This window comes from Noviherbaspirillum sp., from assembly GCF_035944575.1.
Classification (GTDB): Bacteria; Pseudomonadota; Gammaproteobacteria; order Burkholderiales; family Burkholderiaceae_D; genus Noviherbaspirillum.
In genome coordinates this window covers 18,235-42,271 of record NZ_DASZBA010000098.1, presented here as the reverse complement: position 1 = coordinate 42,271, position 24,037 = coordinate 18,235, and the positions used below count along the sequence as shown (strand labels likewise).

Sequence of the window (24,037 nt, the reverse complement as noted above, 5' to 3'; positions counted from 1 at the left end):
CCGGTGCGTCACGCGGAACCGGTGAGCCGGCGCAAGAGACGGCGCGAAAGACATGCAGCCGCTCCGTCAGCGCAAACTATTCTTCTATAATCCAACCCGATGGTATCGCTACCAGACTTTCCCTTCTTTCCTCTTTTCCCAGATGGCAGAAAAATTGAATAAACCGGTCGTGGACGAAGCGGCGGAAGTCAAGCGCCGAGGCCGCCGCGGCAGCGGCAGCGTCACGTTAAGGGATGTCGCCAAGCTGGCCGGCGTCGCCCCGATCACCGCTTCCCGCGCGCTGAACTCGCCCAGCGCCGTGTCGCCGCAGGTGCTGGAACGCGTGCAGGACGCGGTCCGCCGCACTGGTTATGTGCCCAACATGCTCGCCGGCGGCCTCGCGTCCAGCAAAAGCCGGCTGGTGGCCGCCGTCGTGCCGACCATTGCCGGACCGGTATTCCAGGAGAGTGTGCATTCGCTCACCGAGGCGCTCGCCGAACACGGGTATCAACTGATGCTCGGCCAGAGCGGTTACCGGAATTCCCGCGAGGATGCGCTGCTGGACGCCATCATCGGCCGTCGTCCCGACGGCGTGGTCCTGACCGGCATCATGCGTTCGGCGGACGGCCGCCGCCGCCTGCTGGCCAGCGGCATCCCGGTGGTGGAGACCTGGGATCTGACTGCCACGCCCATCGATATGCTGGTCGGCTTCTCCCACGAAAACATCGGCATCGCGGTCGCGGAATATCTGCATGAGCGCGGCTGCAAGCGGGTTGCCAGCATCAACGGCAACGACGACAGGGCAGTGCGGCGCCACAATGCCTTCGCGCAGACCGCGCTGCGGCTTGGCATGGCGGCGCCCGGCGCGACCGCCATCCCGGCCCATGTGGTGCAGGCGCCCACCACCCTGGCGAGCGGGCGGGAAGGGCTGAGCCGCCTGCTCGAAGACGGCAAGGAAATCGACGCCGTGTTCTGCAGCTCCGACATGCTGGCGCTCGGCGTGCTGACCGAAGCCCAGGCACGCGGCATCGAAGTGCCGCAGCAGCTGGCGGTATGCGGATTCGGCGACCTGGGTTTCGCCCGCGATCTGCATCCGGCGCTGACCACCGTGCGCATCGACGGCACCGCGATCGGCCAGCTCGCCGCCCGGTTCATCATGGACAGGGCCGAAGGCCGGGCCGTCGAGCAGCCGATACGCGACATCGGCTTTTCCATCGTTCGGCGCGACAGCGCCTGACCGGCCCCGCACCGCTTTTAACATACCAAACGTTTCCGAAAAAACACGTTGACACCTCAATTTGGTACCGCTACCATTCGATCACCGTTGAATTGGTAGCGGTACCATTTATAGCCATTTCTCGTCATTTCCATGCCCATCGCCGTTGCAATGCAGCGCGGCAAGCAAGTTGGCGGACAGGCCGGCAACAACTTACACACAGGTGAAACATGAATCCAATCGAGTTAAAAAGCGTCCTCCAGAGCGGCCTGCTGTCCTTCCCGCTGACGGATTTCGACAAGGAGCTGAACTTCAATCCCGGCCCGTATGCCGAGCGGCTGGAATGGCTGATGCCCTATGGCGCTTCCGCGCTGTTCGCCGCCGGCGGGACCGGTGAATTTTTCTCGCTGGAGCCGGAGGAGTTCTCGCAGGTGATCCGCACCGCCATCCAGACCTGCAAGGGCCGCATGCCGATCATCGCCGGTGCTGGCGGCGGCACGACGCTGGCTATCAAATACGCGCAGGAAGCGGAACGCCAGGGTGCCCAGGGCGTGCTGCTGCTGCCGCATTATCTGACCGAGGCCAGCCAGGAAGGCCTGGTCGCGCACGTGCAGGCGGTCTGCCGAAGCGTGAAATTCGGCGTCATCGTCTATAACCGCGGCGCCTGCCGCCTGACGCCGCAATCGCTGCTGAAACTGGCGGATTCCTGTCCGAATCTCGTCGGCTTCAAGGATGGCATCGGCGATATCGAATCCATGGTCGCCATCCGCCAGACGCTCGGCGACCGCTACGCCTACCTCGGCGGCTTGCCGACGGCGGAAGTGTTTGCCGGCGCCTACAAGGCGATGGGCGTGCCGGTCTACTCCTCGGCCGTCTTCAATTTCATCCCGCGTACCGCCATCGAGTTCTACAACGCTCATGCGAAAGGCGACACCGCGACCACTAATCGCCTGATCCGCGACTTCTTCCTGCCGTACATCGAGCTGCGCAATCGCGGCCAGGGCTATGCCGTCAGCATCGTGAAGGCCGGTGCCACCATCGTCGGTCACGGCGCCGGCCCGGTGCGGCCGCCGCTGTCGGAGCTGAAGCCGGAGGAAATGGAGCAGCTCGCCGCACTGATCAAGCCATTGGGACCCCAGTAACGCATCACAACGACAGCCCGAACGGGCACAGGAGAAGAGACATGAAGCAACTGATTTCCGCAGCAGCCGTCACCATCGCCGCCCTTGCCGCCGTCACCGGCGCGCATGCCGCCGGCTATCCGGAAAAGCCGATCACCGCCGTCGTGCCATTCCCGCCGGGCGGATCGACCGACGCCATTGCCCGCGCCATCGCGCCCAAAATGCAGGCTGCCCTTGGCCAGCCCATCGTGGTGGAAAACAAGCCGGGCGCCACCGGCGCGATCGGCGCCGGATTCGTCAAGAGTGCGCCGGCCGACGGCTATACCTTCATGGTCGCGTCGATCGGCGTGTACTCGGTCAACCCGGTATTGCAGAAAAAACTTTCCTACGATCCGTCGAAGGATTTCGACCTGCTGACCGTCGCCGTGCGCGCGCCCAACGTGCTCGTCGCCACCCCGAACTTCCCGGCGAATTCGCTGCAGGACCTGGTCGCCTACCTGAAAAAGAATCCCGACAAGGTGAGTTTCGCCTCGTCGGGGGCGGGGTCGTCGGACCACCTGACCGCCGCCCTGTTCTGGCAGAAGACCGGCACACGCGGCGTGCATGTGCCATACAAGGGCGGCGCGCCGGCCATCACCGATCTGATCGGCGGCCATGCCGACGTATCGTTCCAGAACCTCAACGTCGTCGTCGGCCATGTCAAGGCAGGCAAGCTGAAGGCGCTGGCGATCACCGGCGACAAGCGGTCGGCGCTGCTGCCCGACGTGCCGACCCTCACGGAGGCCGGCATCAAGGAGGTCGATGTCTATTCATGGCAGGGCGTCGCAGCGCCGAAAGGCTTGCCGAAGGACGTCAAGGCGAAACTGCACGGTGCCGTCACCGGCGCGCTGAACGACAGCGAACTCAAGAAGAAGCTGACCGAGCAGGGTTTCGAAATCGTCGCCAACTCGCCGGAGGAATTTGCCCGGTTCCAGGCGCAGGAACTGGCGCGCTGGAAGAATGTCATCGAGGTCGGCAAGATCGAGATCGACTGATCGCAGCGCAATCCGGGCCGCGTCCATCGCGGTCCGCCTGAATCAGATAGATACTTTTCCTGGAATCCAACATGTCTGCAACGAACACGGCGCAAGCCGCACAAGACAACGCCGCGCAGGCGGCAAAGGGAACGCGCGGCGCACCCGTCGTCACGGAAATGCGCGTCATCCCCGTCGCCGGACGCGACGCCATGCTGCTCAACCTCAGCGGCGCGCACGGACCTTACTTCACCCGAAACATCGTCATCCTGAAGGACAGCACCGGTAATGTCGGCGTCGGCGAAGTGCCCGGCGGCGAGCGCATCCGCCAGACACTGGAAGATGCACGGCAACTGGTGCTGGGCAAGTCGATCGGCACCTACCAGGCGATCCTGAACGCGATGCGCAACACCTTTGCCGAACGCGATGCCGGCGGACGCGGCCTGCAGACGTTCGATTTGCGCGTGACCATCCACGCCGTCACCGCGATGGAGGCGGCGCTGCTGGACCTGCTGGGGAAATTCCTCGGCGTGCCGGTCGCGGCATTGCTCGGTGAAGGGCAGCAGCGCAGCAGGGTGGAGATGCTGGGCTACCTGTTCTACGTTGGCGACCGCACGCTCACCGACCTTCCCTATCCGAGCGAACCGGATGCCGAGGACGACTGGTGCCGTCTGCGTCATGAAAAGGCAATGACGCCGGAAGCGATCGTGCGGCTGGCGGAAGCGGCTTACGCACGCTATGGCTTCAATGACTTCAAGCTCAAGGGCGGCGTGCTGCGCGGCGAGGAGGAAATCGACGCGGTCACCGCGCTGGCGGAGCGGTTCCCGGACGCCCGCATCACGCTGGACCCGAATGGCGGCTGGCTGCTCAAGGACGCGATCCGCCTGTGCCGCGACAAGCACGATGTGCTGGCCTATGCGGAAGACCCGTGCGGCGCGGAGAACGGCTTCTCCGGACGCGAAGTCATGGCGGAGTTCCGCCGCGCCACCGGCCTGCCGACGGCGACCAACATGGTCGCGACCGACTGGCGCGAGATGGGCCACGCCATCCAGCTTCAATCGGTCGACATCCCGCTGGCCGATCCGCATTTCTGGACCATGCAGGGATCGGTGCGGGTGGCGCAGATGTGCAAGGAGTGGGGGCTGACCTGGGGATCGCACTCCAACAACCACTTCGATATCTCGCTGGCGATGTTCACGCAGGTGGCCGCCGCCGCGCCCGGCAAGATCACCGCGATCGACACCCACTGGATCTGGCAGGACGGGCAGCGCCTCACGAAAGAGCCGCTGAAGATCACCGGCGGCATGGTCGATGTGCCGGCGGCCCCGGGTCTGGGCGTGGAGGTCGACATGCAGCAGATCGAGGCCGCGCATCAGCTTTACCTGAACATGGGACTGGGCGCGCGCGATGACGCCATGGCGATGCAGTACCTGATACCGGGCTGGAAATTCGACAACAAGCGTCCCTGCCTGGTGCGCTGATTCGCCGGCGTATCCGCCGCATGTCATCACTTACTCAAGCAACATCTTCTGGAAGCACTCGCCATGTCAGCACAAGCAACACCATCGCCGCCGAACCAGGCGCTCCGTGAAATGCCGTTCGATGAAATCGACCGTATCGTGGCCGGCGCGGCGGCCGCCGCCGATCCATGGGCGGCGAGCGACGCGAACCTGCGCGGCAGCCTCCTGCGCGAACTGGCGGCGGCGCTGGAGAACGGACGCGAACATCTCGTCGCACTGGCGGATGAAGAAACCTTTCTCGGCGCGACGCGCCTGAACGGCGAACTGGACCGCACCGCCTTCCAGTTGCGCGCCTTCGCCGACGCGGTCGAGGCCGGCGAGCCTTACGCGACGATCGACGACCCGGCCGTTCCCGGTGCGCCGCCTGCGGGACATCCGCGCCTCGTGCGGGTCAATCTGCCGCTGGGCCCGGTCGCCATGTTCTCGGCGAGTAATTTCCCGTTTGCGTTTTCCGTACTCGGCGGCGATACCGCCTCCGCGCTTGCCGCCGGATGTCCGGTGGTGGTAAAGGCGCACCCGGCGCATCCGCGCCTGTCCGCCGCCGTATTCGGGCTCGCCCGCGCGGCTATCCGCGAAGCGGGCGCACCGGAAACGGTGATCGGCATGGTGGAGGGGGCCAGCCGCGAAGTCGGCGTGTACCTGGTGCGCCATCCGGGCATCGCGGCGGTCGCATTCACCGGCTCCTTCGCCGGCGGCGCGGCGCTGCAGCGCGAAGCCAACGCCCGCCCGCGTCCCATTCCGTTCTTCGGCGAACTCGGCTCGACCAATCCCATCGTGGCGCTGCCCGCTGCAATCGATGCACAGGGCGCGGCACTGGCGAAAACGCTCGGCGCCTCGATCGCGCAAGGCGCCGGCCAGTTCTGCACCAGTCCCGGCGTGCTGCTGATGCTGGAAGGCGATGCAACGGACGCGTTCATCCGGCAGCTCGCCGGCGAAATGGACAGCCAGGCGACGCATGCGATGCTCTCTCCCGCCATCCGTGCCGCCTTCGAGCATGGCGTGGACAGGCTGGTCCGCCATGCGGCGGCCACCCGCATCACGACGGGCGAATCGTCCGGCGACAAGCATCCGGTTCCCAACCTGGTGGCGCTGGACATGGACGCCTTCCTCGCCCATCCCGAACTGCGCGAGGAAGTCTTCGGTCCATCCTGCGTCGTGTTGAAGGCAAGGTCGGTCGATGACATAGTGGCCGCCTTGCAGGCAATCGGCGGCAGCCTCACCGTTACCGTCTGGGGCGCGGAGCAGGACGATGCCGACAGCCGCCGGATCGTCCGGCAGGCCGCTGCGATCGCCGGGCGGGTGCTGTTCGCCGGCGTCCCGACAGGCGTCGCGGTCACCCGGGGCCAGCATCATGGCGGGCCATGGCCAGCCTCGACCCAGCCGCACACCACCTCCGTCGGGCTGATGGCGATGCAGCGCTTCCTGCGCCCGGTCGCGCTGCAGGATCCGCCGGACTGGCTGACGGCACGTGGGGGCGTGCCGTTGTAAATGCAGCGGCTAGTGCGCGAACTCGTAGTCGATGTCCGCGATACGGCCGCGCCAGTACGGTTTCGGCCCTTCCGGCAGCAGCCACGCCACTTCGCCGTCGATCGGCACGCGCATTCCGTCGTGCCGCTCATAATTCCAGAAGCGGCCCTGCCATGGCGTCGGGATGATCTGGTCGCCTACCATGCGGCCGCGCGCTTCCGCGCGAACGGTGTCGATCAGGCCGTCTTCATTGAAGGTGAAGAGCATGTCGAGAGAAATCGGACCGTCGACGAGGGTGCCCCGCGCGGACCGGTCATCGACAGCTTCCCATTGAACGCCCTGGCTGGGAAGCAATGCGGTCGGATACCACGCCGCCTCGGCAAAAAAGCGCATCAACTCGCCTTCCGCCACAGCACGCGTACCCCGCATGTCGGCCACCGGGATCAATCCCAGCACGGCGGCATGCAGGATTCCTTCGCCGGCGACATAAGCGTCGTGCACCCGGGCAGTCACGCCTGGAAACATCGACACCCGCCCGTCCCAGTCAAAGCCCGGACGGCGGGTCACCACCTGCTGATCAGAGGTGAACGGTTTCCACTGATCCGCGCCTTGCCCCATGTTGAACGTACCCTGGTGCCGCACGCGCACGCCCGATACCATCGGCTGCCCGTCCCGCAGCACGGCGCGAAAATAGCGTTGCACCGGCGCAGGCAGGCCTTCCAGCTCGGCGAAGCGGACGGATTTCGGCTCCATGGGAACGCGGGCCGCATCGAGCCGTAACCGCAGATCGTGGGTCATGCCGCTCCAGCGCAGGGCGCCGGCGGCAGCCGACGCCCCGGCAACCGCGGCAATGGACAATGCAACAATCGTGATCTTTTTCAGCATGGCAGCACAGGAAGGGGAAGGTTCAAAAAGCCCGTCTATTGCAGGCGGCTATTCCGCAGGCGCCGCCTTGATTTTCTTTTCCTCGTACATCGCCCTGTCCGCCTGCCCGAGAAGCTGGTCGATGCCGTCGCCGTCGTCGGGATAAAGTGCGACGCCGATACTCGGCGGCGAACGCACGACATTGCCGTCGATCGTCATCTCCCGGCCCAGCGCGGCACGGATTTTTCCGGCGATCGACAATGCCTGTCCGGGCATCTGGAGTTGCTCCACCAGCACCACGAACTCGTCGCCGCCCAGGCGGGCGACGGTATCGTTGTCGCGCATGCACTGTTTCAACCGGCGCGCGACTTCCTGCAGAAGCAGGTCGCCGCCGGCATGCCCGAGGGTGTCGTTGATCTGCTTGAAGTTGTCCAGATCAATATAGAGAATGGCCATGCGGCCTTCGTCCTTGCGCACCGCCGCGAGTGCGGCCTCCATCCGGCTGTAGAACAGGCGCCGGTTCGGCAAGCCGGTCAATTCGTCGAACTGTGTCATCGCCAGCAGCGCCGCGTGCAACTGCTTGCGCTCGATGGCGGTCGCGACCTGCATCGAGACGAACTGGAGAAGTTCCTTGTCCTTGTCGGTATACATCGTGGCGGGAGGGCTCTTCATCACCATGGCGCCCAGGGATTTCGCTTGTGAAAGCAGGGGTACGGCCAGCCAGGATGCGGCGTTCGCTACAGGCTGAACGCTGCCGGAGCCGGTGCCGGTGCGTAAAAGCGCCAACGGTTCCGGTCTCAGCGTCGACTCGCGGCGGGCGATGACTTCGATGCAAATGCGGCGCACATCGGCTTCCTCCTCGAACGGCGTAACGCCGTGGCTGTCGAGGTGATACGGAAAACCGAGCGTGCCACCGTCGCCGTCGCACAGCGCAACGGCAAAGCTGCTTACCGGTATCAGCGTTGCGATGATCTGGTGCACTTCCCGGAGCAGCGTCGCAAGGTCGGACGCGACATGTGCCGCTTCCGAAACGGCATAGGTTGCCGCCTGCAGCGATCTCGCCTGTTCCCGCTCCGTCACATCGCGGGCGACGCCGATTCTCAACTGGTCGGCCTCGGACCAGCGGGCGGACCACATGATGCTGGCCAGGCGGCCGTCTTTACGCATGTAGCGGTTCTCAAAGCCGATCCTGTGCTGTCCGGCCATCACCTTCGCCGCTTCCTCCATCGTTCTTGCACGATCCTCCGGGGCAATGAAATCGATCATCATCCTGCCGATCATTTCCTCGGGTTTATAACCAAGTATCCGTTCGGATGCCGCATTCACATACAGAATGCATCCATGGACATCGACCATGAATACCGCGTCCAGCAGGAGATCCGCAAAGTCAGGCAGTCCGTCATAGGTTTTCACGTTCATGTCGACGATATTAGCAGCTGCCGGTTCCCGTTCTCCTATGCGCTTTTCGCCGCCGCGTAGAGCCATCCCTCCTCATCAGCAGCTTGTCCATTTCTACAAGCAAAAACACCAGGCTCGATAATTCCAGGCAGAACAGCAGTTCGGGGCGGTCAGCGGTTGCGTATCGAAGATCGGATTCAATGCCGGCACATACACCGTCGCCATCTGCAGCAGGAAGGTCGGCAGCACCGCGCCCAGCAGCGGCAGGTTGGAACGCAGCCCCTGGCTGAAAATCGAATCGCGGTCGGAACGCCGGCGCTTCGCCGGCGTGCTGCAGATCATCGATCTTCATGCATACAGGCCGGCGGATTAGGTAAAGGGATCGTCGCGGTTGCGCAGGACTCAGCGCAGCAGCACGTAGGTGCCGGGCGCATCGCACAGCGGCTTGCCCATCGCCGGCGGCGCGATCATCTTGCCGGAACGTTCCGACAGCCAGCGCTCCCATGCCGGCCACCACGAACCCTGCTGGCGCGGCACGCTCGCTTCCCACACATCCGGATCGACATACCGGTCGTCATGCGCATGGGTTGCCATCTGGTAGCTCCTTTTCGGATGCCCCGGCGGTGACACCACGCCGGCATTGTGTCCGCCAGTGGTCAGCAGAAAGGTAACTTCGGTATCGGTCAGCAGCCGGATCTTGAAGGCCGAGCGCCACGGGGCGACATGATCGGTAAGCGTGCCGACGGCGAAGATGGGCGCCCGTATATCGGTGAGCGCGACCGGCTTGCCGCCGGCCAGGTAACGGCCTTGCGCCAGCTGGTTTTCGAGGAAGAGCTTGCGCAGGTATTCCGAATGCATCCGGTAAGGCATGCGTGTCGTGTCGGTATTCCATGCCATCAGGTCATTCCTGGTTTCCGGGCGGCCCAGCAGGTACTGGTTGAGCCGGCGCGACCAGATCAGGTCGTTGGAGCGCAGCAGCTGGAATGCGCCGGCCATCTGTTTGGTATCGAGATAGCCCTTCTCCCACATGATCGCTTCGAGGAAGGCAACCTGGCTTTCGTCGATGAACAGCGACAGCTCGCCCGGTTCCTTGAAGTCGACCTGCGCCGTGAACAGCGAGATGCCGGCAAGGCGCTGGTCGCCGTCGCGTGCCATGGCTGCCGCGGCAATGGCGAGCAGCGTGCCGCCGAGGCAGTAGCCGACCGCATTGACCTGCGGCGCGCCGGTGATCGAGGTGACCGCCTGCAATGCATCCATCACACCGAGGGTGCGATAGTCTTCCAGCGACAGGTCGCGATCCTGGGCATCCGGGTTTTTCCAGGAAATCATGAATACGGTGTAGCCCTGGCCGACCAGATACCTGACCAGCGAATTCTCCGGCGACAGATCAAGGATGTAGTACTTCATGATCCAGGCCGGCACGAACAGCACCGGTACCGCGCGCACCTTCGGCGTGACCGGACTGTACTGGATCAGCTCGATCAGCCGGTTGCGGAACACCACCTTGCCGGGCGTGATGGCGACCGTGTGCCCGACGGCGAAATCCTCGTCGGCATGCTCTTTCCGGCGCGCCTCGCGTTCCATATCGCGCAGCGCATTGACTGCGCCCTGCAGCAGGTTGCGCCCGCCCGTGCGCGATGTTTCATCCTGCACGACCGGATTGGTCAGCGGAAAGTTCGACGGCGAGAACATGTCCAGCCATTGGCGGGCGATGAATGTGACCACATCCTGATGATGCGGCGCCACGCCGCTGACCCCGGTCGTCGCGCGATGCCACCACTGCTGCGACAGCAGGAAGCCCTGGTACAGGCCATGGTAGGGCCAGCGCTGCCATGCCGGATCGGCGAAGCGCTTGTCCTGCGGCAGGGGCTTCACGCAATCGCTGTCGGAATTCGGCGCGTTGGTGCCATGCGTAACGCAGTAATCACACCAGCGGAAAAACTTGTCCCATGCATCGGTCACCAGTTCCTGATGCTTGGACGGCGACAGCTGCAGATGCATGAGCCAGTCGACATAGGCCAGCGTCAGCGCGGCAGGCGAGAGATCGGCGGTAAGGCCGCCCAGCCATGCCTTGAATGCACGGTCGAGGTCGGAGGGCGCTTCATGCACCCGGCTGTAATGACCGGTCGCGCCCAGCCACGCGCTCGCCAGGCGTTCCGCGTTGAAGGGCGGAATAGTCGGTGTGTTCATGATGCGGAGGCTCCATACAGATGGTCACCGCAGATTAACAACCTGTTTGTGAAAATTTTTGATCCAGATCAACGGGGTCCGGATGCCCGGTCTTAACCTTGGCGGCTACCGTTTTCCCTGATCGCCGACTTGTCCATGACGCCATTGACGATTGAAAACCGCATCTTCAAGGAGACCGCCATTGGTGGCGGCGCGGTTGGCGCTCGAACGTAGAACACCTTATCCAAACATCCGACAAAAGCCCCGATATGCCCACCATGGTGACCCCGACAAACAAGCCTTTCGATCTTTCCGGCCGGCGCGGCCTCGTGCTCGGTATCGCCAATGAACAATCGATCGCCTACGGCTGCGCACGCGCGCTCCGCGAAGCGGGCGCGACCCTGGCGGTCACCTATCTCAACGACAAGGCCGAACCGCATGTACGCCCGCTCGGGGAAGCGCTTGGCAGCGCGATCATCGCCGCATGCGACGTGCGGATCCCCGGGCAGCTGGAAGCGGTGTTCGAGCGTATCGAACGGGAATGGGGATCGCTGGACTTCGTGCTGCATTCGATCGCCTTTGCACCGAAGGAGGATCTGCATGGGCGCGTCGTGGACTGCTCGGCCGCCGGCTTCGCGATGGCCATGGATGTGTCCTGCCACTCCTTCATCCGCACGGCCCGCCTTGCCGAACCGCTGATGAAACGGGGCGGATGCCTGATGACGGTCACGTTCTACGGTTCCGAGCGGGTGGTCGAGCATTACAACCTGATGGGGCCGGTGAAAGCGGCGCTGGAAAGCACCTGCCGCTATCTTGCCGCCGAGCTCGGGCCGAAGGACATCCGCGTCCATGCGATATCGCCGGGGCCGGTGAAGACGCGCGCGGCCAGCGGGATCGACCGCTTCGACCAGCTGCTGGAACGCGCGGCGGCCGAAGCGCCGCAACGGCAGCTTGTCGGCATCGACGACATCGGCGCGCTCGCCGCCTTCCTCGCGGGCGACGGCGCAAGGCTGATCACCGGCACCGTCATCCCGGTGGATGGCGGCCAGCATGTGCTGGCGTGAGCCGCGGCAGTAAATTTGCATCGATCAATCACAATCATCACAACCACCAGAGAGGACACCATGTTCAACGTCATTCTCGTGCCGACCGATGGCTCTGCCTTGTCCGAAAAGGCAGTCCGTGGCGCGATCGGGATCGCCAGGCTGACCAAGGGCCGTATCGTCGCAGTCGCTGTCGCCGAACCATATCCCTTTGCCCCGTTATCGCAGGGCACCGCCACGCCGGATCAGAACATTTATGAAAAGCAGACCCGCATGTATGCGCAATTGCATGCCGACCGGATCGCTGAAATCGCGGCCGAAGCGGGCGTGCCTTGCGAAAAACATGTGACGATGTCCTTCAGTCCTTATGAGGGCATCCTGGCGGCCGCCGCCGAGCATGGCTGCGATGCAATCTTCATGGCGTCGCACGGCCGCAAGGGACTGAACCGGTTGTTCGTCGGCAGTGAAACGCAAAAAGTGCTTGCGCATACCACTCTCCCGGTGACGGTGTTCCGTTAACGCGGTTACGGAAAGAAAGACGGAAAACGATCGCACGACAGGTTGAACGTTCGCGGCCATACCCTTGTCAAAACGTTTCCCCATTAGTTTCATAGGAGTATTTTGTGTTCACGTTTCCCGTTACCGCAGCATCCGATTTTGTTCGTAACAACCTTGAAGTCCAGTTTTCCCTCGCCAACAAGATGATCGGAAGCATGATGGATACGTCGATGCAGCTTGGAAGGCTGAACATTCAGGCATCACGCAAGTTGATGGAAGAATCCGCCACTGCCACGGAAAAAGCCATCGGGCTGAGGTCCTTCGCCGACACCCAGGCGTTTCTCCTCGAGCAGTCACAGCTGGCATTCCAGCGGTTCAGCGGCTATAGCCAGAATGCACAGAAGATCGCCACCGGCAGCATCGGCAATCTGAATACGGCTGTCGCTGTCACGAATTCACAGCAGGAAACGGCCGCCGTCGAAGCTCCTGTGCAGGAAAAGCACGGGGCATCGCACGGGCAGCAGCATGAAGTCGATCCGCAACCATCGGCGCTGGTTGAAAAGCTGATCTCCAACGTCGCCGGCGATACCGGCAATCTCCACTGACCGTCCCCAAGGTCCTCGCCGCGTCTCTGCACGGCACTTGAGTGCGAAGCGCGGCGGCTTCGTTTTTTCTCTCCCTCGCCGATCCTCCTTCACCCATGCCGACGCGCATCAAGAACAGCGTCGATATGCGGCACGACAGAAAAACGATAATTTTTTGACATGGAAAGCGGAACCGCTTTCGTTATCGCTACTCAAGAACTAAAAGCGCATGGGCAGGTTGTTGACGGCTTGCCACGCTGGGTGCTTCTCCGTGCCCCGAATGTGCGGTGTGCTTCCATGCATGCCGGCGGGCAACCGCTGCTCGCATGGTTGATGCAGCCGTCCTTTGGCCAACCTCGAACACCGACCTTCGCACATGACGACGAGCCGAACAGTTGTTCTTACGGGCGCATCCGCCGGCATCGGCCGGGCGGCGGCAATCCTGTTTGCCAGGCGGGGCTATCGTGTCGCCTTGCTCGCCCGCAGCCCGGAAGGACTGGCAGGCGCATGTGATGATGTCCGGGCGGCCGGCGGAATCGCATTGCCGATCATCACCGATGTGGCCGACCATGCCCAGGTTGAAGCCGCCGCTGCGCGGGTGGAGCAGGAATTCGGCGCGATCGATGTCTGGGTAAACAATGCGATGGCCACCATCTTCTGTCCGCTCAAGGACATGTCGCCGGAGGATTTCGAGCGTGCCACCCGGGTGACCTACCTGGGCGCGGTATGGGGAACGATGGCGGCGCTCAAGCGCATGACCTCCCGCAACCGCGGCACCATCGTGCAGGTCGGCTCGGCCCTGGCCTATCGGTCGATTCCGTTGCAGGCACCTTACTGCGGGGCGAAGAGCGCCTTGCGGGGATTCACCGACTCGGTCCGCTCAGAGCTGATCCACGATAAAAGCCAGGTGCGCATCACCATGGTCCAGTTGTCGGCATTCAATACACCGCAGTTCGACTGGGGGCGCACCTGTTTCGACAAGCAGCCGCAGCCGGTGCCGCCGATATTCCAGCCGGAGCTGGCGGCGCAAGCCATCCTGCTGGCGGCCGAGCGGCCGCGACGCGAATTCTGGATTGGTTTCCCCGCGGTGAAGGCGATCCTTGGAACCCGCGTCGTGCCGGGATTTCTCGATCATCTGCTGGCGAAAAGGGCATATTCAGGACAATTCACCGACCAGCCGCTGCCACCCGGCAGAACGGACAATCTTTACCATCCCGCTCCCGGCGACCGCGGCGCGCACGGCCGCTTCGACGACCAGGCGAAACCGTCAAGCCTGCAATTCCGTCTGGCGGCGCACCGCAACGCCGTCGTTGCAGCCGTTCTTATCGTGCTTGTCCTGCTGGGCGCGGCCCTGATTGCAATGTGAGCCGTCAGTTCTCCGCCAGCGCAAGCCACGCCATGATCTGCGACACATGGGTGAGCCCCTGCGGAAAATTGCCGAGCATCTGGTTCGATGCGGTGTCGTACTCTTCCGAAAACAGGCCGAGTTCATTGCTGCAGGCGATCGCCCTGTCGTAATAGGTTCGGGCTTCCGCTTTCCTGCCTTGTCTGGCAAGGCAGGACACCAGCCAGAAGGTGCAGGGAAGGAACATCCCCTCCGGGCCTTTCAGACCATCCGGTCCCCGGTAGCGCAGCAGCAGGCCGTCGCGATCGAGCTCGCCGCAGATCGCGTCGACGGTGCGCAGCATGCGCGGATCGTCGTACGCGACGAATCCCACGCGGGGCAGCATCAGCAGCGCCGCGTCCAGCTCGCTGCTGTCGAAGGCCTGCAGGAACACGCCGCGTTCGCGGTCGTATCCCCTGCTTTCGATGGCTTCCCGGATGTCGTCCCGGATTTGCATCCAATGCGCGAGCGGCGCGTCGAAACCGGTGTCTTCGGCGAGCTGAATGCCGCGGTTGATCGCCGCCCAGCACATCGCCTTCGAATGCACGTAGTGGACCGGATTGCCGCGTACTTCCCAGATGCCGTAGTCCGGTTCGCTCCAGCGCCGGCACACGGTATCGATCACGCTCACCAGAAAATCCAGGTAGTCGGGATCGGTTTCATGACCGTTACGGTGCCATTCCCATGCCATTTCCAGCAGCTCGCCGTAGATGTCGAGCTGGGTCTGCTTCGCCGCGCCGTTGCCGATGCGGACAGGCCGCGATTGCCTGTACCCTTCCAGCCAATCCAGTTCGACCTCGGTCAGCCGGCGGTTGCCGTCGACGCCGTACATGATCTGGAGCTGATCGGCGCTGCCGGCGGAACAGCGCTGGATGAAGCGGTGGAATTTGTCCGCCTCGGTGGCATAGCCCAATTCCTGCAAGGCCCGGATGGTGAACACCGAATCCCGCACCCAGCTGAATCGGTAATCCCAATTACGCCCGCCGCCTATCCACTCGGGCAGCGAGGTGGTCGAGGCGGCGACGATGGCGCCGGTGGGCTCGAAGGTCAGCGCCTTGAGAACGATGGTCGAACGGACGGTATGTTCGTCCAGCTGGAAGGAAGAGCGCATGCGCGACGACCAGTTGGTCCACCAGCGGCGCGTGCTTTCCAGGTGGCGGTCGAGATTGTCCGGATTGATGGCCTGCGCGGTGACCTCGGGCGTGATTTTTTCGGGAAACTCGAACTGCACGGCGAGCCGCACGCGTTCGCCGGCGCGGATGCGGAAGGTGCCGCACAAGTCCCGGTGCGCAACCACATCGAGCGGGATGTCGGAATGAATGATCAACCCCTGGTTGCTTCCGATCGCGGTGAACGTGCCGGACGGATGGCTCTTCATGCGCGGGATGATCTCGCCATAGTCGAAGCGCGGCGTCACCTCGATGCGCATCTCGACATCGCCGGAGATGCCGTCGATCAATCGCACGAGGTCCAGCGGCGGATTTTCAGGACTCTTGTCATCCATCGCGAAGAAATCGGTCACGCGGACTTCGCCTTGCGGAGTGGAAAAAACGGTTTCGAGGATCATCGATCCGTCCACGTACTGCCGCGTCGATGTCACGTCCGGCGCGGTGGGCGCCACGAGGCAGAAGCCGCCCTTGTCCCAGTCGAGCAGTCTGCCGAAACAGGCGTCATCGTCGACGCAAGGCATGCAGCACCAGTCGACCGACCCGTAGCGCGATACCAGGGCGCTGCAATGGCAGTCACTGATCAGGGCATAGTCGCCGATCGGCGGATACTTCATCGCCGGCATGCGCAACGGTGTTTGCCGAGGTTAAATTTTTTGCCTGGGAAATTTATGCATCGTAAGGTTGGTATGTGGTGCGCATTGCCTGATGTCATGCCCTTCTCCTTTTGCCTTTTATGCCGTACACAATCGATGCCTGCATTCCGGCATCCTTTTTCGGCTGGTATGGTCGATTGTATGCAGCCGCAATGACTCGCACCCTGCGTTGCGGCCCATTCTTGCTGATGCGTATCAAGAACCTCCCACGTTCGTGAAAGTCCGACAATAAAATAGTTGCCGGAAATGACACAGGCATCACATCATTGTCCCTTCGAGCAAAAATTAGCCAATGAATGCGATTGAACGGCGATGACATTCACCGACTTTGCGCCTTTCGTGGTCTCCTTCTTCCATATCGTGGCTGCGCTCGCGGTGACGGTTGATGCGGTATTCCGCAAGCGCCATGTGCAGTCGATCATCGGCTGGACCGGTCTGGCATGGATGGTGCCGCTGGGCGGCGCCATCCTGTACCTGTGTTTCGGCATCAACCGCATTCATCGCGCCGGTATCGCCATCGGCCTGGAGAAAAGCTGGGGCAGGGGCAGTCCGCGGGACGTCAGGCCGGTGCCGGCCGATATCGAGATCGCCGCCAGCCACACCACCTTCGCCGGGCTGATCCGGCTGTCCGCGCAGATCACGCGCAACCCGCTGGTGAAGGGCAACCGCATCGAGCCCCTGGTGGATGGTGATGAGGCCTATCCGGCAATGCTGGCGGCAATCGACGGCGCGCGCCGCTCGGTCACGCTCCTCAGCTACATCTTCGATAACGACGAAGTCGGCATGATGTTCCTGCAGGCGCTGCAACGGGCGATGCAGCGCGGTGTGCAGGTGCGCGTCCTGATCGACGGTGTCGGCGCCCGTTACACGCGGCCGGACATGATCCGCGAGCTGCGCAGGGCCGGCGTGCGGGCGGAAGCGTTTTTGCCGACCCGGGTGCCGAGGCTGTTCCGGTATGCGAACCTGCGCAACCATCGGAAGATTCTGGTCGTCGACGGGCAGACCGGATTCACCGGCGGGATGAACATCCGTGTTGGCCATATGCTCAGCCTGCAGCCCGCCTATCCGCTCAACTGCCTGCATTTCATGATCGAAGGACCGGTCGTTGCCGACATGCAGCGCGCGTTCGCGATCGACTGGGCGTTTTCTACCGGCGAGCAATTGAACGGGGCGGCGTGGTTTCCGCCGCTGGCCGAACGCGGGCTGAGTGCCGCCCGCGGCATCCCCGACGGTCCGGATGCCGATCTGGACAACATGCTGCAGATCCTGCTCGGCGCGCTCTCCGTGGCGCAACACCGCGTACGCATCGTCACGCCGTATTTCGTGCCGGACGATGTGCTGCTCAGCGCATTGAAAGTAACCGCCCTGCGCGGCGTGCTGGTCGACATCATCCTGCCCTTGCGCAGCAATATTCCCGTCGTCGACTGGGCTACCCAGCCCTTGCTGGCGGATTTGCTCGACAAGGGTTGCCGGGTCTACTTCAGCGGTCCGCTGTTCGACCACAGCAAGGTATTCGTGGTCGACGGCGTATGGTCCCTGATCGGTTCCACCAACTGGGACGCGCGCAGCCTGCGGCTCAACTTCGAATACAACCTGGAGTGCTACGACAGGGCGCTCGCAGGAAAACTGGACGCGCTCATCGACGCCAGGCTCGGTTCGGCGCAACGGGTTTCCGCGCATGAACTACGTAACCGTCCCTTCCTGGTGCGCCTGCGAAACGGGCTGGCGCGCCTGCTCTCGCCATATCTGTAACCGGCTTCGGTACCGCGGCGCTGCCCGACCGCCGTTCCCGCCTCCCGGCATGTCAAAAAAGTCGTGTAATAAAAAAATGCCATCACCGTTGTTGAAAATGATTCTCATTTAAATTATGATGTGCGCATCGACCAACTCGGTACTGCCGGAAGTGACTTGCGGTAGCAATCGGTCCGGTCGGTAAAGCGTTCAGCCAGCCAAATTCCCTCCGCGGAAAACAGCCAGTCAGCAGTCAATGATGTTTACAGGGAAACGCCATGCGCGCGTTTCATTGTCGACTGGCTCAGGTTCCTTCTGTTTGCCTCCGATAGCCGCCGATCTCGCATGTCTCCGTGCGATACCGAGCGTGCCTTCTTGTCGGCTTCCCCCCTGTATCGATGTTTGCTGGACCCGGCAGGAAACACGACGATCAATCCAACAAGAAGACTTTGCCCATCATGCCTACACAAGTTCATGCTGCTATCGCGCCCCCGCCGGCAACCTTTCTCAAGCCCCTGACCCATGCCATCCGCATGGCGTTCGCCGGCATGCTGCTCTCCGGATCCATCGCGCAGGTTCATGCGCAAACCGCACCGGCGGGCGGGCAAAGCGCCATTGGCGACAGCGCGCTGCCGGAGGTGCGGATCACAGTCGAGCGGTCCGAAGGTCTTCCAAAGGCCTATGCCGGTGGCCAGGTGGCGCGCGGAGGACGGCTGGGCCTGCTCGGCAATACGGATGTCATGAGGGCGCCGTTCAGCATCAGCAGCTACACATCGCAAATGATCCGCGACCAGCAGGCGGCGACGGCGGCCGATGTGCTGGCCAGGGACCCGTCGGTCCGCTCCAGCGGCCAGACCGGCGGTATCCTCGATTCCTTCTTCATCCGCGGCTTCCCGATCGGTGAAGGCAACACCGGCGAAGTCGCTTTCGACGGTCAGTATGGCGTCGCGCCGAATTACCGGATCTTGTCCGAATATGTCGAACGCATCGAGGTGATCAAGGGACCGGCCGCCCTGCTGTACGGCCTGTCGCCGAACAGCGGCATCGGCGGCGTCATCAACATCGTCCCCAAGCGCGCCTTCGGCACCGACCTGACCCGCTTCACCGCCGACTATGCGTCAAGCTCCCAGGTCGGCGGCCATCTCGACCTGAGCCGGCGCTTCGGCGCGGAGGGGCAGTTCGGTCTGCGCGTCAACGGCAGCCACCACCATGGCGACACGCCGCTGGACAACCAGTCGCGCAGGGCGACCGTCGGTGCGCTGGCACTCGACTACCAGGGCAAGCAGTTCAGGGCGACGCTCGACCTCATCGACCAGCGCGAGCGCTTCGACGCGCCGTCGCGTCCGTTCCTGATTTCGCCGGGCATTGCCGTGCCGTCCGCGCCCGACGGCCGGCGCAATATCACGCAGGCGTGGGAGTGGGCGAAGATCGACGACCAGTCGGCCCTGCTGCGCACCGAATACGATGTGAACGACCGGCTGACGCTGTTCGCCAATATCGGCGGCGGACGCACGGATGTGGCGCGGCTCTTCGGCGCGCCGACGATCGTCAACGCCGCCGGCGCGACGACTTCGACGCCGGGCCACTTCAAGTTCGACATCGACCGCTCGACCTCCGACGCCGGACTGCGGACCCGCTTCGACACCGGCGGCGTGCGCCATACCGTCACCCTCCAGGCGAGCGCCTATCGCGACACCCTGGCCCGCGGCTCCGTCAATGGTACGGCTGTGACATCGAACATCTATGCACCTCTCGCAAGACCCCCCCAGGCCGTTGCGGCGCCTGCCCTTGTGCCAAGAGTCTCCGAAACCACGCTGTCCGGCGTTGCCCTGGCCGACACGCTGTCCATGATGGACGACCGGGTGCAGCTCATGCTCGGTGCGCGCCACCAGCAGGTCGAGTCGGACAACTTCAACCCCGCAACCGGCGCGGTCACCTCCACCTATGACAAGAGCGCGGTCACGCCGCTGGTCGGACTGGTCTTCAAGCCGTGGCAAAACGTATCGCTCTACGCCAACTACATCGAGGGGTTGAGCAAGGGCGACACCGCGCCGTCGACCGCCGCCAACGCGGGCGAAGTCTTTGCGCCGTACAAGTCGAAACAGAACGAGATCGGCATCAAGATCGATCACGGCAGCCTCATCACCACGCTGAGCGCCTTCCAGATCAGGAAGCCCAACGCGCAGCTTACCGGCACGGTGTACGCGCCCGACGGCGAACAGCGCAACCGCGGCATCGAATTCAACGTGCTTGGCGAAGTGCGCCCTGGCGTCCGGCTGCTCGGCGGCGCAACCCTGTTCGATGCCGAACTCACCAGAGCCAGCAACAGCGCCGTGCTCGGCAACACCCCCATCGGCGTGCCGACGGCACAGGCAAACCTGGGTATCGAATGGGACACGCCATGGATGCAGGGCCTGACCCTGACCGGCAGCGCGGTCTATACCGGCAAGCAATATGTCAACCAGGCGAATACACAGAGCATCCCGGCCTGGACCAAGGTCGATCTCGGCGCGCGCTATATCACCAGGATCGCAGGCAAGGCAACCACCTTGCGCGCCAACCTTCTCAACGCATTCGACCAAGACTACTGGTCCGGCGTGGCGACATGGGGCGGCTTTACCCAAGGCGCGCCGCGCACCCTGCTGCTGTCGGCTTCCGTGGACTTCTGAGCCGGACGCTGCATTCATGTCGACCATGCCACAGCCTTTGCAGAGCAACCCATCGCCGGCCAACCCCGGTTTCATGCGGATGGAAGCCTGCGCGCCGATGATGCTTAGCCCGATCCTGGACCAGTCGGTTTCCCGTCTCGTCTATGCATCGCCGGAGACGCTGCGGACGCTGGTCGACCGGTACGGGTCGCCGCTCAACATCGTCTGGCCGCATATCCTGATGCAGAACGTGGAAGCGTTTCGCGCGGTATTGCAGGCGCACCGGGTACGGTACGAAATCTTCTACGGCGCGAAGGTGAACAAATCGCAGGCACTGGTACGCGCGGCGGTGGAATCCGGCATCGGCGTGGACGTGTCCAGCATGTATGAATTCAGGGACGCGCTGCGCGCCGGCGCGGACCCCGCGCGGCTGTGCGCGACCGGTCCGGCGAAAACGGCGGCGTTCCATGCCGAACTGATTGCGCACGACGCGCTCATTTCCATCGACTCGATGGAAGAGCTTGCCGAACTGGAGGATGTCATCCGTGGAACGCAGGGCCGGCGGGTGCGGGTGCTGCTCCGGCACAGGCCGGCGGCATCGCACGCCAGCCGCTTCGGGATGGGAGACGAGGATCTGGCTCGCTGCCTGCGCCGGTTGGCGGAACGGAAGCACCGGTTCGCCTTCGAGGGATTCCATTTTCATCTGAGCGGCTATGCGCACGAGACGCGCGCGCAAGCCATGCGCGAACTGACCCGCCATATCGACGCGGCGCGCCTCCAAGGCCTGCGGCCGACGATGATCGATATCGGCGGCGGCATGCCGATCCGCTACGTGGACAGCGACGAATACGAGTCCTTCCTGCAATACCAGTGCAAGGATCATTACCGCACCGGCCGCGTGCCGGCATCGTTCTATCCCTATGGCAGTCCGGTTGACGCCGGGGTGTGGCTGCACCGGCTGCTGGCATCGCCCTGCGTGGACGGCCTGTCGGTCGCCGCCTATCTCAACGCGATGGACCTGAGTCCGGGGGAGGTGGCAAGGTTGTCGCCGGAATTCAACGCCAGGGTGAGCGTGCGCATCGCCGCATTGCGCGCCGATATGGCTTACATGGAACGCATGCCCCATGTGGAGGACTACCACCAATGGTTCTCCGAATGCTTTCCGGCGCTGTGGACGAGCTGGAAGGAAGGCCTGAACGCAAAACAGTTGAACGAGAGAGACTGGCTGCCCTTGCCCATCCATTCCTGGCATCTCGAACACTACGTCGAGCAGGAATATGCGGCGGAGGTCGAGGAGGGCATACTGATGCTCGATGGCCCCGACATCGAGACGCTTCCGACCATGTCCTTCCGGACGATGGCACCGGTGTCGCCTGACGCCGCGCCGTTCATCAAGCTTCCCGTGGCACTGTGGCTGACCAGCGAGCAGCGCAGCCTGCAGGCCAAATCCATTCACATGGGGCCGCGCATCAGCACGCTCATCAAGCGCATCCTGGCCGATGAAAACGGATTCGGCCAGACGATCGATATCTTTCCGGAAGAAGTTGCCTTCCACTACCGGCATGCGGTCAGGCAGGAAGACCGGCCGGGGCGCCATCTGTCGGTCGCCTATCGTGCCGCGAAGGAAGCCCTGGACCGCGCCGACGGTCTGCTGCCCGTCACCGTTGCCGCGCTATTTGCCAAATCGCCGTCAAGCGGAAGACCGTTGGTCACGGAACTGATTGAGCGCGGCGGCGAACGCGCCTCGGAGGCTCGAGTGGAAAACTGGTTCAGGCACTATGCGCGCGTGGTCATCCGCCCCGTGGTCGGCATCTACCTGCTGTACGGCATCGGCCTCGAAGCGCATCAGCAGAATACCTCGGTTTTGTTTTCGGACGACGGGGCGGCCAGCGGCCTGCTGATCCGCGACTTCGGCGACGGCCGCACCTATGCACCCCTGCTTCGCGAGCGGGGACACGATCTCAAGCCGTATGTCCACCCGGGCATTCTTCCCACCGTCTTCACCGACGACATCGAGCCGGTGCGCAGCTTTGTACTGAATGCCTGCTTCGTATGCCACCTGCATGAACTGGCGCTGCTGCTGACGGATGACTATGCGATGCCGTCGCGCCGGCTGTGGGACATCCTGCGCGAAGAGACGGTACGCACTTTCGACTGGCTGGCGCCGCGGGTTTCCGGCGCATTGTGGGAAGCGGAACGGCACGCGTTCCTGCAGCAACCGTGGCCGGCGCGGTCGGTTCTGCGCATGCACCTGCTCCGCTATGCCGATTACCGGCTGCAGCATGCCTTGCCCAACCCGCTGGCATCGCCCCAGGGCGGGAACTGACGCATGCCGAACGCCGCCATCGCGCCGCAGCAGGCGTCGCGCCTGATTCACGTTCTGTTCGTGATCCAGCTCATTTCCATGGGAGCGATGGAAATGAGCGGGCCGTTCTGGCCGCTTCATCTGAAGGCGCTCAGCACGTCCGACGTCCAGTTCGGCATCGCCGGCGTGGCGGTCTATGTCGGGCCGATGCTCGGCATCCTGCTGACGAGCGCATTCTGGGGACGCATTGGCGACCGCTTCGGCCACAAGCCGATGATGATCCGGGCATTGCTCGGCTTGTCGCTGACCCAGCTTGCGCTGGCGTACGCCACCGACGTCTGGACCATCCTCCTGCTGCGCTTTCTGCAGGGCGCCTGCGCCGGGTACATCGCGCCGGCGCAGGCCTACGGCGTCAGTATCGAAGCGCCGCTGCGCCGGGCACGGCTGTTCGCCTATCTGCAGGTGTCGACGAATATCGGCTCGCTGGCGGGCGCGGTTGCCGGCGGCCTCATCCTCGACCATGCCGCCTTCTTCTGGATCAATACCGTCGCGGCGATCCTCTGCGCACTCTGCGCTGTCGCCGTCGCGATGATTCTGCCGTCGGTGCCGCCGCCCGCGCATGCCGCACCCGCGACCCAGCCTTCCGTAGCGGCTTCCAGGTCGGGCGGGTCCCTGTGGCGTACCGCGCCGATCCTGGGGCTGCTGGGCATCATCGGCATCCTTCTCATGAGCCGCATGATTACCCAGACGCCGTTTTCGCTGTATGTCGGTTCCATCTTCCATGTCAGCAACTGGGTCGTCGGCCTGTGCTACGGCTTGCTCGCGCTCGGATTCGTGATGTCGGCCTCGCTCTGGGCAAGGTACTTCGAGAACCGGGATCTGCCCGATGCCCTGCGCCGGATGGCGTGCATCGCCGCCGCCTGCGCAATGCTGACGGCACTGGCAGGCGCAACGCGAAACATCGGCGTGTTTGTCGCGATCTACTTTGCCTGGGGCGTGCTGCTCGGCGCGACGACGCCGGTGCTGATGTCGCTGATATCGCGGGCCGCTGCCGGCCACCAGCAGGGCTACGTACTCGGCATCGCGCAAGGCACGTCGCAGTTTTCATCGATCGCCGGCATCGCGCTCGGCGGTTGGTTCCTGCAGGCGGCAGGGCTGGAATACATTTATTTCCTCGTTGCATTTTTCTATGCCCTGGCAGTGGTCGCCGTGCTTGCGACCCTGCGGCGCAGGCAGGCGGCATCCCGCCGCGCCGGCATGTCGCCGGGTCCCTGA

General features: G+C 63.6%; 18 protein-coding genes. 13 read left to right on the top strand and 5 right to left on the bottom strand.

The genetic code is table 11. From position 1 onward, the window contains the following. Window positions 1-142: 142 nt before the first annotated feature. The 5 genes from VGU61_RS06195 to VGU61_RS06175 all read left to right on the top strand — a co-directional run bounded on the left by VGU61_RS06195 (window position 143) and on the right by VGU61_RS06175 (window position 6,337). Complete coding sequence (locus tag VGU61_RS06195; protein ID WP_326858232.1) at window positions 143-1,216, top strand: LacI family DNA-binding transcriptional regulator; 1,074 nt, start codon at window positions 143-145, stop codon at window positions 1,214-1,216. Between the two features lie 209 nt (window positions 1,217-1,425). Next, complete coding sequence (kdgD, locus tag VGU61_RS06190) at window positions 1,426-2,337, top strand: 5-dehydro-4-deoxyglucarate dehydratase (RefSeq protein WP_326858231.1); 912 nt, start codon at window positions 1,426-1,428, stop codon at window positions 2,335-2,337. 41 nt (window positions 2,338-2,378) lie between these two features. Then, entirely contained in the window at window positions 2,379-3,350 is a 972-nt protein-coding gene (locus tag VGU61_RS06185) for a tripartite tricarboxylate transporter substrate binding protein (RefSeq protein WP_326858230.1), read from the top strand. 71 nt (window positions 3,351-3,421) lie between these two features. After that, the gene (gudD, locus tag VGU61_RS06180) at window positions 3,422-4,810 is read left to right on the top strand and encodes a glucarate dehydratase (protein WP_326858229.1); all 1,389 of its coding nucleotides are present in this window, start codon (window positions 3,422-3,424) and stop codon (window positions 4,808-4,810) included. 63 nt (window positions 4,811-4,873) lie between these two features. Continuing rightward, window positions 4,874-6,337 (top strand): aldehyde dehydrogenase (NADP(+)), encoded by a 1,464-nt coding sequence (locus tag VGU61_RS06175; RefSeq protein ID WP_326858228.1) that lies wholly within the window; start codon window positions 4,874-4,876, stop codon window positions 6,335-6,337. A gap of 9 nt (window positions 6,338-6,346) precedes the next feature. Here the strand turns inward: VGU61_RS06175 and VGU61_RS06170 are convergent, their stop codons facing one another. Genes VGU61_RS06170 through VGU61_RS06155 form a run of 4 tightly spaced genes read right to left on the bottom strand, consistent with a single transcriptional unit; the run spans window position 6,347 to window position 10,768 of the window. Beyond that, entirely contained in the window at window positions 6,347-7,201 is an 855-nt protein-coding gene (locus tag VGU61_RS06170) for a DUF6920 family protein (protein ID WP_326858227.1), read from the bottom strand. A 48-nt stretch (window positions 7,202-7,249) separates the two neighbouring features. Further along, the gene (locus tag VGU61_RS06165) at window positions 7,250-8,665 is read right to left on the bottom strand and encodes a diguanylate cyclase domain-containing protein (protein ID WP_326858226.1); all 1,416 of its coding nucleotides are present in this window, start codon (window positions 8,663-8,665) and stop codon (window positions 7,250-7,252) included. 27 nt (window positions 8,666-8,692) lie between these two features. Continuing rightward, window positions 8,693-8,920, bottom strand: coding sequence for a cation-translocating P-type ATPase C-terminal domain-containing protein (locus VGU61_RS06160; RefSeq protein WP_326858225.1), 228 nt, complete (start codon window positions 8,918-8,920; stop codon window positions 8,693-8,695). A 60-nt stretch (window positions 8,921-8,980) separates the two neighbouring features. Further along, window positions 8,981-10,768: a PHA/PHB synthase family protein gene (locus tag VGU61_RS06155; RefSeq protein WP_326858224.1), complete on the bottom strand. Its 1,788-nt coding sequence runs from the start codon at window positions 10,766-10,768 to the stop codon at window positions 8,981-8,983. A gap of 257 nt (window positions 10,769-11,025) precedes the next feature. Here VGU61_RS06155 and fabI point away from each other — a divergent pair, with 257 nt between their 5' ends. The 4 genes from fabI to VGU61_RS06135 all read left to right on the top strand — a co-directional run bounded on the left by fabI (window position 11,026) and on the right by VGU61_RS06135 (window position 14,238). Further along, window positions 11,026-11,811 carry an enoyl-ACP reductase FabI gene (gene fabI / locus VGU61_RS06150; RefSeq protein WP_326858223.1) on the top strand — a complete coding sequence of 262 codons (786 nt, stop codon included), beginning with the start codon at window positions 11,026-11,028 and terminating at the stop codon, window positions 11,809-11,811. A 60-nt stretch (window positions 11,812-11,871) separates the two neighbouring features. Next, on the top strand, window positions 11,872-12,309 hold the full coding sequence (locus tag VGU61_RS06145) for a universal stress protein (protein ID WP_326858222.1): 438 nt from the start codon (window positions 11,872-11,874) through the stop codon (window positions 12,307-12,309). Window positions 12,310-12,413: 104 nt separating this feature from the next. Next, entirely contained in the window at window positions 12,414-12,893 is a 480-nt protein-coding gene (locus VGU61_RS06140) for a phasin family protein (protein WP_326858221.1), read from the top strand. 355 nt (window positions 12,894-13,248) lie between these two features. Continuing rightward, the gene (locus VGU61_RS06135; RefSeq protein WP_326858220.1) at window positions 13,249-14,238 is read left to right on the top strand and encodes an SDR family oxidoreductase; all 990 of its coding nucleotides are present in this window, start codon (window positions 13,249-13,251) and stop codon (window positions 14,236-14,238) included. A 4-nt stretch (window positions 14,239-14,242) separates the two neighbouring features. Here the strand turns inward: VGU61_RS06135 and VGU61_RS06130 are convergent, their stop codons facing one another. Then, a complete protein-coding gene (locus tag VGU61_RS06130; protein WP_326858219.1) occupies window positions 14,243-16,048 on the bottom strand; it encodes a glycoside hydrolase family 15 protein in 1,806 nt (601 codons plus the stop codon). 342 nt (window positions 16,049-16,390) lie between these two features. On the opposite strand from VGU61_RS06130, the gene cls reads away from it, so the two are divergent. The 4 genes from cls to VGU61_RS06110 all read left to right on the top strand — a co-directional run bounded on the left by cls (window position 16,391) and on the right by VGU61_RS06110 (window position 24,037). After that, window positions 16,391-17,830: a cardiolipin synthase gene (cls, locus tag VGU61_RS06125; protein WP_326858218.1), complete on the top strand. Its 1,440-nt coding sequence runs from the start codon at window positions 16,391-16,393 to the stop codon at window positions 17,828-17,830. A gap of 437 nt (window positions 17,831-18,267) precedes the next feature. Continuing rightward, window positions 18,268-20,478, top strand: coding sequence for a TonB-dependent siderophore receptor (locus VGU61_RS06120; RefSeq protein ID WP_326858217.1), 2,211 nt, complete (start codon window positions 18,268-18,270; stop codon window positions 20,476-20,478). Window positions 20,479-20,503: 25 nt separating this feature from the next. Further along, a complete protein-coding gene (locus tag VGU61_RS06115; RefSeq protein ID WP_326858216.1) occupies window positions 20,504-22,783 on the top strand; it encodes an IucA/IucC family protein in 2,280 nt (759 codons plus the stop codon). A gap of 3 nt (window positions 22,784-22,786) precedes the next feature. Continuing rightward, entirely contained in the window at window positions 22,787-24,037 is a 1,251-nt protein-coding gene (locus VGU61_RS06110) for an MFS transporter (protein ID WP_326858215.1), read from the top strand.

Coding starts and splice junctions, on each gene's coding strand:
- fabI (WP_326858223.1), top strand. CDS start 11,026: ATGGTGACCCCGACAAACAAGCCTTTCGATCTTTCCGGCCGGCGCGGC.
- VGU61_RS06130 (WP_326858219.1), bottom strand. CDS start 16,048: ATGCCGGCGATGAAGTATCCGCCGATCGGCGACTATGCCCTGATCAGT.
- kdgD (WP_326858231.1), top strand. CDS start 1,426: ATGAATCCAATCGAGTTAAAAAGCGTCCTCCAGAGCGGCCTGCTGTCC.
- VGU61_RS06170 (WP_326858227.1), bottom strand. CDS start 7,201: ATGCTGAAAAAGATCACGATTGTTGCATTGTCCATTGCCGCGGTTGCC.
- VGU61_RS06175 (WP_326858228.1), top strand. CDS start 4,874: ATGTCAGCACAAGCAACACCATCGCCGCCGAACCAGGCGCTCCGTGAA.
- VGU61_RS06115 (WP_326858216.1), top strand. CDS start 20,504: ATGCCACAGCCTTTGCAGAGCAACCCATCGCCGGCCAACCCCGGTTTC.
- VGU61_RS06160 (WP_326858225.1), bottom strand. CDS start 8,920: ATGATCTGCAGCACGCCGGCGAAGCGCCGGCGTTCCGACCGCGATTCG.
- VGU61_RS06165 (WP_326858226.1), bottom strand. CDS start 8,665: ATGGCTCTACGCGGCGGCGAAAAGCGCATAGGAGAACGGGAACCGGCA.
- VGU61_RS06185 (WP_326858230.1), top strand. CDS start 2,379: ATGAAGCAACTGATTTCCGCAGCAGCCGTCACCATCGCCGCCCTTGCC.
- cls (WP_326858218.1), top strand. CDS start 16,391: ATGACATTCACCGACTTTGCGCCTTTCGTGGTCTCCTTCTTCCATATC.
- VGU61_RS06155 (WP_326858224.1), bottom strand. CDS start 10,768: ATGAACACACCGACTATTCCGCCCTTCAACGCGGAACGCCTGGCGAGC.
- VGU61_RS06195 (WP_326858232.1), top strand. CDS start 143: ATGGCAGAAAAATTGAATAAACCGGTCGTGGACGAAGCGGCGGAAGTC.
- gudD (WP_326858229.1), top strand. CDS start 3,422: ATGTCTGCAACGAACACGGCGCAAGCCGCACAAGACAACGCCGCGCAG.
- VGU61_RS06110 (WP_326858215.1), top strand. CDS start 22,787: ATGCCGAACGCCGCCATCGCGCCGCAGCAGGCGTCGCGCCTGATTCAC.
- VGU61_RS06120 (WP_326858217.1), top strand. CDS start 18,268: ATGCCTACACAAGTTCATGCTGCTATCGCGCCCCCGCCGGCAACCTTT.
- VGU61_RS06145 (WP_326858222.1), top strand. CDS start 11,872: ATGTTCAACGTCATTCTCGTGCCGACCGATGGCTCTGCCTTGTCCGAA.
- VGU61_RS06135 (WP_326858220.1), top strand. CDS start 13,249: ATGACGACGAGCCGAACAGTTGTTCTTACGGGCGCATCCGCCGGCATC.